Annotated in this window: 5 protein-coding genes; all 5 read left to right on the top strand. The window is 42.2% G+C overall.

All coding sequences use genetic code 11. The annotated features are described in order from the left end of the window. The first annotated feature begins 169 nt into the window (after positions 1-169). The 5 genes from B5F18_RS11865 to B5F18_RS11845 all read left to right on the top strand — a co-directional run bounded on the left by B5F18_RS11865 (position 170) and on the right by B5F18_RS11845 (position 13,750). Positions 170-4,828, top strand: a complete 4,659-nt coding sequence (locus B5F18_RS11865; protein WP_087157866.1) for a discoidin domain-containing protein — start codon at positions 170-172, stop codon at positions 4,826-4,828. A gap of 106 nt (positions 4,829-4,934) precedes the next feature. Further along, positions 4,935-9,890, top strand: a complete 4,956-nt coding sequence (locus tag B5F18_RS11860; RefSeq protein WP_087157865.1) for a beta-N-acetylglucosaminidase domain-containing protein — start codon at positions 4,935-4,937, stop codon at positions 9,888-9,890. A 297-nt stretch (positions 9,891-10,187) separates the two neighbouring features. After that, the gene (locus B5F18_RS11855; protein WP_087157864.1) at positions 10,188-12,404 is read left to right on the top strand and encodes a Cna B-type domain-containing protein; all 2,217 of its coding nucleotides are present in this window, start codon (positions 10,188-10,190) and stop codon (positions 12,402-12,404) included. Positions 12,405-12,677: 273 nt separating this feature from the next. Then, positions 12,678-13,127, top strand: coding sequence for a LytTR family DNA-binding domain-containing protein (locus tag B5F18_RS11850; RefSeq protein WP_087157863.1), 450 nt, complete (start codon positions 12,678-12,680; stop codon positions 13,125-13,127). Continuing rightward, on the top strand, positions 13,124-13,750 hold the full coding sequence (locus B5F18_RS11845; protein ID WP_087157862.1) for a hypothetical protein: 627 nt from the start codon (positions 13,124-13,126) through the stop codon (positions 13,748-13,750). Before B5F18_RS11850 ends, B5F18_RS11845 begins: the two co-directional genes overlap by 4 nt. Positions 13,751-14,164: the final 414 nt, after the last annotated feature.

Below are 14,164 nucleotides of genomic sequence, written 5' to 3'. Positions count from 1 at the left end.
GGAAGAAGCCTCTTCTGAAAGGATGTTTAGAATTATCCTTCTGTCTAATCAAAAAAGAATAAGTCTGTAAGCTGTTTTATGCTTACAAACTTATTATACGAGGAGGAAAGAAGAAGGTAAGAAAAGGATTCGTGTGAAAAGAAAATTTTAAAACGAGGAGGGAAACGTTATGAATGGAATTAAAGCACGAAGAAGAATCAAAAAACAGTCCAGACGGCTCGGGGCATGGGTTCTTGCAGCGGCAATGGTTGCAACCAGCATTTCTGTGCCAATATCTGTAGTAGCGCAGGATGAGGAAACAGAAAACACAAGAGTCAACTATGCGCTGGAAGGAAATGCAACGGCTCAGAAGTCTCCAATTGCATACTGGGGACCGGACAAACTTATTGATGGGATCGTCAACAGAAATGCAAGTAAACCTGATCAGTCCAGATGGTCATCCGAATCAGGGGCTCCTTCCTGGGTAAATGTGGACCTGACAGAAATAAGAAAATTCGATGAAATCAATATTGCATGGGAAAAAGGGAATGTCCGCAAATTCCACATTGAAATGTCCGATGATAATAAGACGTATACGACAATCTATGAATCTGAGGACCTGCCGGAGGGACATCCCGAAGATACAACGATCACGTTTAACAGACAACAGTTTGGTCGTTATATCAAAATTACGGTTGACAGCTTGATTGAAGGAGCTTATCCAAGTGTATCTATCTATGAAGTAGAAGTAATTGGCGAAAAGGTTGAGGACGATACGATCAAAGAATTTCGTGCCAATTATGCGCTCAACGCAGATGCAACAGCGTCAACAAGTCCAATTTCTTACTGGGGACCGGACAAACTGACAGATGGTATCATTAACCGTAATGCATCTAAACCTGATCAGTCCAGATGGTCGTCCGAAGCAGGAGCTCCGCAGTGGGTGCAGGTTGACCTTGGAGAACCAAAAGAATTTGATGAGATTCTTGCCGCTTGGGAAAGCGGAGGCACAGTGGAAGATTTCCACATTGAAACATCTGACGATGGACAAAGCTACACGACAATCTACGATGCTGAGCCAAAAGCAGATGGCTATCCGGAAGATACAATCGTATATTTAGATGAACCTGTGACAAAGCGTTATGTAAAGATTGTCACAGACAAGCTGACACAGGGCACATACCCAAGCGTATCTATGTACGAGGTGGAAGTCATTGGTACAAAAGTGATGAACAATCTTGCAAGAAAAGCATCTGTGGAATCCAATGGTGATGAGGCAGATTCCGTAAAAGTAGAGTATATCAATGACGGAACTTTGGAGAAGAGATGGGGCAGCTCTTATGGAGTAGGACAAAAAGTCGTTACCTTTACATACGAGGAGCCTCAATCCATCCAGTCATTCATACTGGAATGGGAAAGAAAGACTCCTAAAGATTATAAGATTGAGGCAAATGTAGACGGCGAATGGACAACACTGTTCCACCAGACAAAAGTTCCGAAAACATTCCAGGAAATTTTCAATCTGGATCAGGCAGTGGAGACATCTCAGATCAGAATCGTGATCGATGATTTCATGACAATAGGAACAGACAGAGAGGGACAGACGATCGATTATCCTACTGTATCTCTCCATGAAGTGGAAATGTATGGAGAACCATATGACTTCCCGCCAAGAGATCAACCGACAACTGTTCAGGACATCGCAGATGCAGTTATCCTTCCGCCGATGGAAGAAGGCGCAGACACACTTCCGATGCCAACCGTTCAGGATGGTTATACGATTGAATTTACAGGCGCTGACTATGAACAGGTCATCGACAGAGACAGAAAGATCATCAAACCAATCGTTGACACAACGGTTGTTGTAAACTTTGAAGTCACAGAAGAAGAAACAGGAGAAAAAGCATTTACACCTGATATCAAAGTGACAGTACAAGGTGATCACGATGTGGACGAATCTGTAAACGCAAAACCGGAAGTCCTTCCAGAATTACAGCAGTGGGTTGGAGCTGAAGGTGACTTTGCAGTGACAGACACATCCAAAATTGTTGTAGATCCTTCTGCAGAAGAGTTTATGAAAGCAGCAGAAGCACTTGCAGCAGATTATAAGGATATCATGGACAAAGAGATCCTGGTAGTGACAGGAACGGATCCTCAGAAAGGTGATTTCTATTTCACAAAGAGCAATACAGGATTGGAAAAAGAAACATATTATCTGAAGATTGATGATGCTGTAACCATTGAAGCAGACCAGTATACAGGTGCTTACTGGGCAACACGTTCCATCCTTCAGATCCTCAAACAGACAAACGGAACTATTGCAAAGGGTATTGCAAAAGATTATCCAAAATATGAATTAAGAGGTATGATGCTCGACGTTGCAAGACTTCCGGTTGACATGTTCTTCCTTGAAGACCTTGTAAAGACCATGTCCTGGTACAAGATGAACGATTTTCAGGTACATTTGAATGACAATGTATTTTCAAAGACAGATGGTGTGCCGGATTACTCCGGTTTCCGTCTGGAATCAGATGTGCCGAATCTGACTAATACAGATGTGTACTTTACAAAAGATCAGTTCAGAGATTTTATTAACAACTCTAAAGAATTAGGTGTCAATATTGTCCCTGAATTTGACTCCCCGGGACATTCTGGAGCATTCACAAGAGCGCATCCGGAATTCGGACGCGGATATGGAACAGATAATTACGAAGGAGAGTATCTGGATCTTGATAACCATTTTGATGAAATCCTAGAATTCATGAAAGGTGTTTTCGCAGAATACACAACAGGCGACAACCCGGTATATCCGAAGGGAACAGTCGTACATGTTGGTACAGATGAATACAAACGTGGAAACAAAGAAAACTTCAGAAAATATCAGGACGCACTTCTGAAATATGTGCGCGATGACCTTGGCTACACACCGCGTGTATGGGGCAGCCAGACAGAAAATAACGGAACAACTCCGATCACAGTGGATGGCGTACAGATGAACCTTTGGTATACAGGTTACGCAAATCCAAGAGATATGTATAACCTTGGATATGACCTGATCAACACCAATGACGGAGATCTGTACATTGTACCAGGTGCAGGATACTACTATGATTATCTGAACCAGAGTCACATTTACGGAGACTGGCAGCCAAACGTAGTTGCTGGATTCAAGATTCCTGCAGGTGATGAGCAGATGCTTGGTTCCAACTTCTGTGTATGGAACGATAAGACTGGTCCTGTAAATGACAACGGAACAAGTGACGTGGAATTATTTGACCGTATCTATCACATTATGCCGACATTCGGAGCAAAACTTTGGGGAGACATCAAAGATTACTCTATGGATGAGTTGAATAAACTTTCCGCAAAGACAAACTATGCACCAAACAGCAATCCAAGATATCTGGTAGAGTCTGTAGGAGATACTTATCTTGATTACAGCTTTAATTCAGAGGCAGGTTTGGATACATCCGGAAACAAATACAATCTGGAAGGTCAGAAAAATGTATCTTACGATGCAGGCGTACATGGAAAAGCGTTGACATTAAAAGGCGGCGAAAGTTATGTAGAAACACCTCTGGAAGATGTTGGATTGGATACAAAAGTTGAGTTCTGGGTAAAGAAAGACCCAACAGATTCCAATGAAGAGCAGATCCTCTTTGAATCAGAAAAAGGTGCGATCAAGGCAGTTCAGAAAGATACAGGAAAATTTGGTTTCTCAAGATGGCACAGAGATTACTCCTTCAACTATGAACTTCCGGAAGACGAGTGGGTTCACATTACATTGCTCAATGAGTTTACAAAGACAAAACTCTATGTAAACGGTGAGTTTGTAGATGAACTTGCAAGAGAAGAAGGAAAAGGAAATAAATGGGCAAGTTTGATCACTCCGGTAGAAAGAATCGGAAGTGAGACTCATGCTTTCGAAGGACAGATCGATGATCTGGAAATCTACAACAAAGACAGACAGGAACCAGTAGAAGAAGTGTCCACAACAATTCTTGAATATGCACTGGAACTTGCAGGAAAAGCATCCACAGACGGTGTGATCCAGTCTGTTGTAGAAAAATTTGAGGCAGCAAAAGCAAATGCACAGAATATCCTTGATGAAGTAAAAGCAGGAAATACATCTATCACTCAGGATCAGGTGGACGATGCTTGGAAAGAACTCATCAAGACAATGCAGTATTTGTCCTTCAAACAGGGCGATAAACAGGATCTTGAAAAAGTAATCGCGCTTGCAGATGAGATCAATGGAAAACTGGATTCTTATGTAGATGAAGGAAAAGCAGAGTTTACAACTGCTTTGGATGCTGCAAAGACAGTTTACGATGATCAGGATGCAATGCAGGATGAAGTAAATCAGGCATGGCAGAATCTTCTGACTGCTATGGCAAACTTAAGACTGAAAGCAGATAAGAGCCTTTTGAGTGAATTGGTAAATGAAGCAGAAGGAATCGATCTTGCTGCATACACAGAAGAAAGTGCAGCAGCTTTCAGAACAGCACTTGCAGATGCCAAGAGCGTACTTGCAGATGAAACATTGTCCAGGGACGATCAGGATACAGTAGATGCGGCAGTTGCAAAACTGGAATCCGCAGAAAAAGCACTGGAAACAAAGCAGGCGTCTGTAAGCAATACAGATACTGCAAGTCAATGTGGAAACAAAGACGATAAGGCTAACAGCAGTTCAACAGATAATAGCAAGAGCAGTGCAAACACATCTTCCAGCAAAACAACTGCAAAATCTGCTAAGACAGGAGATGCAAGTCAGATGGCAGTATGGATGATTCTTTTTGCAGCTGCAGCAGGCGTATGCGTAGTCTCCAGAAAGAAAAGACAAAACTAATCTTAGAGCATAAGCATAAGGGATAGAAATTAAATCTCAAGGAGAGCGCAAAACTGATTTTCGGTTTTGCGCTCTTTGTGAATAACAAGGTGAAGGAGGACGGGATATGAAGAAACGGATGAAGATCATTGCAAGTCTTATGTTGGCGGCTGCAATGGTCGTAAGCTCGGGAAATGCTTTTCCGGTACAGGCTGAAAACAATGTACAGAGCAGCGATGCGCAGAGCAGGATCGGCAGCGAGGATGCAAACCTTGCGCAGGGCAAAGACGCCGTGGCATCGACAACACAGGACAATACGACGCCTGTAAGCAAAGCTTTTGACGGCGATGGTTCTACAAGATGGGCATCCGCCGCAGGAAAAGATGGCAGCGGCATTGACGACACATGGATCTATGTTGACTTGGGAACATCTCAGGACGTAAACAAAGTTGTATTAAAATGGGAGTCAAGGCCAAACAAGTTTAAAGTGCAGGTATCAAACGATCTTAACAGCTGGCAGGACGTCACGGATGTCATTAACAATGGATTTTATATGGATGAAAATGCACCGGCGCCTGACAAAACGTATGTCAATACAATCAAACTGGACGAAACGGTCTCCGCAAGATATGTGAGAATGCAAGGCGTACAGAGAAGAAGAGAGGTAAACAATAATAATAATACCGGATTTTCTCTATATGAGTTTGAAGTTTACGGACCAGGCTGGAGCGATGAAAATTATGTGGAAGAATACCTAAAGACGCTTTCCGTACCAGAACGAGTATCCAGAAACTTTACTCTTCCTGTAAAGGATGATACATATGGAGTGCATGTTTCCTGGACTTCCGACAATGAGGCAGTCACGGTGGACGAAAACGGAAAAGCAACGATCAAGAGAACAGAGGAAGACGTAAAAGTGACATTGAAGGCAACGGTTTCCAGAGGAGATGTCACCCAGTCTGCTGAATATACCGTAGTTGTTGCATCCAAAAACGGAAAAGAGATTGAATTTTCCCCTGTACCGCAAGACGTACTCTATGAGGACGGCGTGTTGGAGCTTGGAGAAGAACTCAACCTTGTTTTTGAAGAGGAAGTTTCAGATACAGTAAAAGAAAACTATGAGGATGTGCTTGAGGAAGCCGGAATCTCTTATAATGTTGCAGATGCGGTTTCCGAAGACATGAACAATCTTCTTGTCGGAGTCAAAGGACAGGACGGCGTTGTAGACGCATATTTTGCAGACAAAGAATATGACAAAGAAGAATCCACAGACAAAGCAGAAGGATATGTTCTTGATGTGAACGCGGATGAACAGGTGATCGCAGTCCTCGGAGCCGATGAGATGGGAGCAAAATACGGTTCATACACATTGGAGGACATTTTGGAGCAGAGCGAAGGAATGGTTCGTGAAATGCTCGTGGAAGATGCGCCGGATACTCAGTTTAGAGGATTTATCGAAGGATTTTACGGTGCATGGAGCCATGAAAACCGCAAGAGTCTGATGGAATTTGGCGGACGCTACAAAATGAATACCTATATCTATGGGCCGAAGAATGATGAATACCATTATGGAAAATGGAGAGAGTTATATCCGGATGATAAACTTGCTGAATTAAAAGAACTCGTGGATATTGGAAAGAAGAGCGGTGTAGAATTTGTATGGGCGGCTCATCCAGGCGGACATACAGATTTGTCCGACAAAGACATTGCGGACCTTGAAGCAAAATTTGATCAGCTTTACTCCATCGGAGTAAGACAGTTCGCAATCTTCTTCGATGATTCTTCCACAAACAACACAAGACTTGTGGAGTATATGAACAAAATCCAAAAAGAGTACGTGGAGACAAAAGGGGATGTGAAACCATTGATCTTCTGCCCGCAGTATTACAATAAGAAAAACGGAAATGAGGCGTACCTTAAGAACTTAAGGAACTTTGATGAAGATATCCAGATCATGTGGACAGGAGACTTTGTTGTTTCCGAGATCAATCAGTCTGTAATTGATTATATTGTGAATTTGATCCAGCGTCCGGTATTTATTTGGTGGAACTGGCCGGTAAATGACCTCGGAAGAGCTGGCATGATGCATCTTGGACCAAGCGAGGCTGTGGAAAACAACATCAAAAATATGAGCGGATTGACGTCCAATCCGATGAATCAGGCGCAGGCAAGTAAGGTTGCCTTGTACAGCATTGCGGATTATACATGGAACACAGGTGCGTATGACAGTCAGGAGAGCTGGATGAGAGCTATCGCTCATATCATCACAGATGATGAAGAGGCATCAAAAGCATTCCAGATCTTCGCACAGAACTGTGCGGCAGCGCCGATGTCATTTGCATCCACGGATGAATCTGTGTATATGCAGCCGGATATCGCGAAATTCTGGGATAAATATCTGAACGGAGAAGACGCATCAAAAGAAATCGAAACTTTGAAAGCAGAGTTTCAGGAGATCAGGGATTCCATTACTGTTTTGAAAGGTTATAAGGGAACAAACAATCTTTCAGGTGAGATCGATCCTTGGATGAACACAATGGATAAGATTGCAAAAGCAGCATATTATGTGCTGGATAACTTGGATGAGTTTGAAAAACTGGATGCAGCGGATGATGACACAGTAGAAATGGCAATGAATATCCTTGCCGAGGGAAGAGATCTTTTGAATCAGTCCAATGGCAGCAAAAAAGCAGCACAAAAAGTGCTCTATCCATTTGTAAACGAGCTTTTGAATGCAATGGAAGCAAAATATTATGAGGCAGTAGGCATGACATACCCGGCAATCGGTTATGGTTCATCCAACACCGATTATACAAAGGCAATGGATGGAACCGAAAGCACATGGGTGACACTTGGAAAATATGTCACAGATAACTACTTTGGAATGAATCTTGGAAATGTAGTTCCGGTCAAAAATGTGGATATCGTGATGGGAGCAAACGAAAAAGAATACTACAAAAAAGGTGTTCTGGAATACTCTGTTGATAATAAAAATTGGACAGAAATCGGTGAGTTTGACACACCGCAGATTCATGTGACACTTGACAATGTGAACGCAAGATTTATCCGTTACCGTGCAACAGAAAACTGGGAAGATGAAGTAACAGGAGGAAATGTATCCAATGCACTGCTCTACGAAATGAGCGCAAACGAAGGCGTGGATTACCATACTTACACAGACCAGAAAGACCTGAAAGATTTGGCAGAGATTGAAAAGAGCGACAATATCCTGACAGTAAAAGCAGACGATAATGCTGCTTTGACACCGGGCAAATCTTTTGGTGTAGAATTTGATGTTCTTAAGAACCTTCAGCTTGTTAGTAAAGAGGCTGCGGCTGAAAACTTGAAACTGGAAGTGTCCATGGATGGAAAGACATGGGAAGAGCATAAATGGAACACTCTTGAAAACTTCGAGGCAAAATACATAAAAGTTACAAATGAAGGAAATGAAAACCTTGCCTTAAACGATTTAGGACTTGTCATCCAGCTGGCAGGAAAAGCAAATCTTAGTGCAAAAGCAAGCGATTCCATCTCAGGCGATGTATACAGCGGAAATGCCGGTAACCTTGTGGATGGTGATGAGGGAACAACATTCTGGCTGAAACGTGGAAAAGGAGATACAGAACGATATATCGAACTGGAGCTTACAGACGTTATCCCGCTTTACGACATGGAAGTGTTCTATGCAAAAGACTGGGCAAACGGCGGAAGAGTGGATCTTTCTAAAGACGGAAAAGAATGGGAGACAGTCACAGAATTTTCAAGTGCAGCGGCACAGCAGAAACTGGATCTTAAAGGAACACCTGCAAAATACATCCGTTACTACATCAACAACGGAGAATGGTGTAATATGGCGGAAATATATGTAAACCGCACATTGGATGAGGATGTGTTCACCATAACCGGAGACGGAACTGATCTGAATTACCTTTTGGACGGACGTGCATTCACATCCCCGTCACTGGAAAAAGAAGGCGGATCTGTCACATACAGTCTTGTAAATGAGCCGGAAACAAAAGAACTTCATGTTCTCAAAAACAAAGGAACCAGCGCAAACCTGGAAGTAAAAGTAAACGGAGAATGGAAAGATGCAGGCGTTCTCGACAATATGTGTGAGAACGTGGATCTGTCAAAATACGGAAAGGTGACGGACGTAAAATTGTCCTGGGAGAAAGATTCCAATCTTGTGATCTATGAACTTTGGACAAAAGAAGGAGAGGATGTGGAGACAGAGATTTCCACAGCAGTTTTGGAATATGCTCTGGAGCTTGCAGGAAAAGCGGATACAAAAGATGTGATCGATTCTGTTGTAAAACGCTTTGAAGATGCAAAGACAAACGGACAGTCTTTACTTGACCGCGTAAATGCAGGAGATACTTCCGTGACACAGGCCCAGGTTGATGCAGCGTGGAGAGAATTGATCGAAGTGATGCAGTATCTGTCCTTTAAACAGGGAGACAAGGCAGACCTTGAAAAAGTGATCGCACTTGCAGAAACAATGGAAGAGAAATTGGATTCCTATGTGGAAGAAGGCAAACAGGCATTTGTAGACGCATTGAATGCAGCAAGAACAGTTGCTGGTGACGGCGATGCAATGCAGGATGAAGTGGACGCATCCTGGAAGGCTCTTCTTGAGGCCATGGCAAATCTTCGTCTGAAAGCAAATAAAGATGCACTGGAAGGTCTTGTAAACGGTGTAGAAAACATGAATCTTGACGCATATACAAAAGAGAGCGCAGAAGTCTTTAAAGTGGCGCTTGCAAATGCAAAGAGCGTGCTGGCAGACGAGGCATTGTCTGAAGATGATCAGGCAAAAGTCGATGCAGCAGCAAAACAGCTGGCATCTGCAAAGGATGGACTGAAAGCAAAACAGGCATCCACGGGAGATGTGAATACAGACAATAAAACTGATAAAGGCAACAGCGGCGCGACAGACAACAACAAGAATAGTGCTGACACAAAGACAACAACGAAATCCGCAAAAACAGGTGACACAGCACAGGCGGCAACATGGATGTTCCTTTTGGCCGCGGCAGGCAGCGCATGCGTGATCATGAAGAAAAAAAAGAACACAGAAAGATAACGTAAATGGTGTCGGAACATGGGCGGGTTCGAACATGTTCTGGCACTTTTTGGTTAATTGAGATATAAAAGTAAAATAATAAAAAACACTAATTGACAAATTATGAAAAATAAACAAAACAAGGGTATAATTAGTCGGTTAAGAAAAAAGAAAGTGTAAATAAAATAGAAAAAATAATTAATTGTTGCATGTGAATGGTCGGATGTTATAAAATAGACTAAAAGGTTTATCAAATAGTCAAAGAAAGCGGGATAAGCTTTTTTTTGATCCCGCAATAGAATTGGGAGGGAAAAAAGTATGAAGAAAAAAAGCGTCGCATTATTAATGGCAGGCTTGATGCTGGCAGGAAATATTACTCCTGTCTATGGCATGGACACAGGGGAGAAAACAAATCTTCCGGTGCAGGAAACAACTGTGAATGCAGTCTTGGGACAACAGGATGAGGAAACGATTGGATTTGATGTAACGGTAGAGTGGGATGACTGTGACAACAAAGACAATGACCGCCCACAGGAAGTGGAAATCGGAGTGAAACGTTCCAACGGACAGGTTGTGGAAGGACAGACCTTGGTTTTGTCAGAACAAAACGGCTGGTCCGGACGTTTTGAAGGACTGGAAAAATACGATGCCAATAATAAAGAAATCAGATATTACGTATATTCCGTGACTCCTACAATAACAGATGAAGACAAAGAGGGCTATGCGTTTGCGCGTTCCGGAGATGTAACACAAGGTTTTACATGTACCTTCACGAAAAGCGTTGTTCTGAATATTGATGTTCAGTGGGATGATGGCAAAAATATCACAGGTGTACGTGGAGGCTCCTATCCATACACGATTCTGGGAGGAAGAAAAACACTCAATATAAACAGAGGCGGCACTACATATCCGGATGACGAGGTATATTACATACATTCCATTCAGCCAAAATATAAACTGGATGGAACAAAATGCGATTATACTGTAAAAGGTGGAGTACTCTCCGGTGCGCAATGGGAATCCTCCAGAGAACCGGTAACACCGGATCAGGAAGGGAAATACGTACTGAATTACAGGCTTCCGATTGATTATAAAGATGTGACTGTAGAAGTAAAATGGGATGATGGAAATAATGCGGATGGCATTCGCCCGGACAAAGAAATCAGCATCCCGATCATACAGGATAGAATTCAATGGAAAAATCCAGAGAATACAAGAGGGGTTAAGGTTTCATTGAACGAGGACAATGGATATCAGGAAGTCTTGAATGTTCCATATTTTAATAAATACAAAGGCGGCAGCTACCAGACCATTGATTATGGAATCAAAGAACTGACAGCAATTCCGCAAGGATATGAAGTCAGCTACAGCACAGAACAAAATGAAAATCAGGTATATCCGTTTGATACAACAGCAGAAAAACCAGGCATCACCATTACCTTGACACACAAAGTGCCTCGGATCACAGTAAACATTGATGGAAAAGAAGAAGTTCTTTTTGTAGCAAACGGAGGAGCGCTTGGAGAGCAGATGCCGGAAGATCCTGTAAAAGACGGCTATCGTTTCCTTGGATGGAATACACAAGAGACCGGTGAAGGCGAATGGATCACCGACACAACAACATTTGATCAGGATACTACAATCTACGCTGTTTTTGAAAGAATACCGGAAGAAGTCTCCACAGCAGTCCTGGAATATGCTCTGGAACTTGCAGATAAAGCGGAAACAGAAGGAGTCATTGATTCTGTTGTAGAACGCTTTGAGAATGCAAAAACAAATGCTCAGGCGATTCTTGACAAAGTAAATGCAGGCGATGCATCTGTGACACAGTCTCAGATCGATGATGCATGGAGAGAACTGATTGAAGTGATGCAGTATCTGTCCTTTAAACAGGGAGATAAAGAAGATCTTGAAAAAGTGATCGCACTTGCGGAAACAATGGAACAGAAACTGGATTCCTATGTAGAAGAAGGAAAACAGGAATTTATCGATGCACTTGCGGAGGCGAGAACGGTTTACGATGACGGCGATGCAATGCAGGATGAAGTGGACGCATCCTGGACAGCTCTTCTTGAGGCAATGGCAAATCTTCGTCTGAAAGCAAATAAAGATGCACTGGAAGGTCTTGTAAACGGTGTAGAAAGCATGAATCTTGACGCATATACAAAAGAGAGCGCAGAAGTATTTAGAACAGCGCTTGCAAATGCAAAGAGCGTGCTGGAAGACGAGACATTGTCCGAAGACAATCAGGCAAAAGTTGATGCAGCAGTAAAACAGCTGGCATCTGCAAAGGATGGACTGAAAGCAAAACAGGCATCCACAGGAGATGTGAATACAGACAATCAGACTGATAAAGGAAACAGCAGCACGGCAGACAACAAGGCAGATAATAACAAGAACAGTGCAGACACAAAGACAACAACGAAATCTGTCAAGACAGGAGATGCAACACAGACGGCAACATGGATGGTGCTTTTGGCAGCGGCAGGCAGCGCGCTTGTGGCAGCGAAAAAAAGAAAAGATACAGAAAGATAGAGATTTAGAAGGCTAAAAAACTAGAATAGCGAAAAAGTTATACATAGGGGCAAGAGTTGATTTGCATAAATCACTCTCGCCCCTTAAATTTTTAAATAGGGAAGAAAACATCAACAATTTTTCGTACTCAAATACGAAAACTTGTGTATTAAAAATTGGAAATCGTATTGTTCTTTTTCCAGCCACTTGTACCCCTGCATTGACCGGTCATAGAAAACGCGTTGCAAAGCAGTTTTTACTTTGCTACATTAAAGAAGAAGGAGGGGGAAAGGGATGAAAACAACAATCATAACAATCGGCGATCAGGAGGAAGAAGTAAAACTTTTTGTGAAAAAAGCGGACGGGGATATCAATGGGTTGAAAGAATACATTGAAAAAGAAGTATTCCGAAAAAGAAAGGTCACCGGATATAAGGAAAAGGAAATTGTTTATCTGGACTATGCAGAGATTTTATATATTGACTCCATGAATGGAAAGCAGACGATCCACAGCACACAGGGGGAATTTTTCACACCAAAGAGGATGTATGAACTGGAAGATATGCTTGGCCTGCCAATGTTTCGGATTTCCAAAAGCGTGATCGTGAATCTGGAAAAGGTAAAGTGTTATGTGCCGTGTGCAAACGGGGTGATGGAGGCGAGGCTTTTGGGAGGAGACTCTGTGTATATTTCCAGAAGATATCTGAAATCTGTGATGCAAAGAGTGAGAGGTGAGAGAGTATGAAACGATTGGCAGAGCATATAAAAGAAAATCTATACAGTGGATGTTTTTTGGGGACCGTTCTGTTTACGGTGAGTGTGTTTACGGCGTGCGCGTGTCGGAATCCAAAGGCGTTTGAACTTTGGCGGCAGGGGATTGCATTTGGAATCTGTATTCTGGTGGGCATTGTCTGTATCTGTCTTTATAACAGCAGGATACAAAATACCATGTTTAAAGGAATTTCTCTTTTGTATCTGTTTGGGGCACTGATGCCTGTACTGATCCTTGCATTTGCTTTTTTAGATGGTACGGTAAAAAAACAGGTACTCAATGGCCTGATGTTTCTGATCGTACTTTGGGTGATCGATTATGTGCGCATTTGCAAGGGTTCCAAGGCTATGAACAGGGAAAATATGTTCCAAAACCGCGTCCTGCTGTTGGATGCGGACAAGGAGATCAAAACAGCAGGTGAGCTGCTTTTGTTTGTTCAGGACTATGCAAGGAAAAATGAATTGGAATTTTCCGTAGAAAAAGACGACATGCCATTGATCGTAAAGCTGGGAGAAAAGAGTTACCTGGTAGAATCGGATGCGGATTATGCTGCATTTGGAGTCTTGGAGTATTGGGTAAGACTTACACAGGTTTAGCTGAATATTAAATCCAATATTTGGAAAAAACTGTGCAGTTTCAACAAAATATAATCTTTAAAATCATGTAAAAGATAGAAAATAAAAAGTTGTATTGAAAAAAGAATGTAAAAGGTATATAAAAAAGATAAGGAACTGAAAATTTCGGATTGTTACTGTAAGGCAGGCAAAACCAAATTTTACGGACAGGGAGCAAAAGCTGTACGTAGAGTTTGGTTTTTTGTCTTTTCAGGGACTTTTAAGGAAAGGAGGAAGAGAAAGAAAGGTAAAGGTTATAAAAATACGGCGAAAAGGGAAAAGAAGTGGAAAGACTAACTATTAAAAGTCAAGTCTAAAATGGAGATTTTGTGAATGAATTGCGGTAACGCATTTCAGATATAGTTGTACCTTGAAAATCGCATGACAAACAGAGCA

Origin of the sequence: Lachnoclostridium sp. An181, assembly GCF_002160325.1 — a bacterium.
Taxonomy (GTDB): domain Bacteria; phylum Bacillota; class Clostridia; order Lachnospirales; family Lachnospiraceae; genus An181.
Note: the sequence above shows the minus strand (reverse complement) of the source record. Positions and strands in the feature narration are given on the sequence as shown.

Bases quoted from the DNA above. Each gene is read 5' to 3' on its own strand.
- B5F18_RS11855 (WP_087157864.1), top strand. From the start codon at position 10,188: ATGAAGAAAAAAAGCGTCGCATTATTAATGGCAGGCTTGATGCTGGCA.
- B5F18_RS11860 (WP_087157865.1), top strand. From the start codon at position 4,935: ATGAAGAAACGGATGAAGATCATTGCAAGTCTTATGTTGGCGGCTGCA.
- B5F18_RS11850 (WP_087157863.1), top strand. From the start codon at position 12,678: ATGAAAACAACAATCATAACAATCGGCGATCAGGAGGAAGAAGTAAAA.
- B5F18_RS11845 (WP_087157862.1), top strand. From the start codon at position 13,124: ATGAAACGATTGGCAGAGCATATAAAAGAAAATCTATACAGTGGATGT.
- B5F18_RS11865 (WP_087157866.1), top strand. From the start codon at position 170: ATGAATGGAATTAAAGCACGAAGAAGAATCAAAAAACAGTCCAGACGG.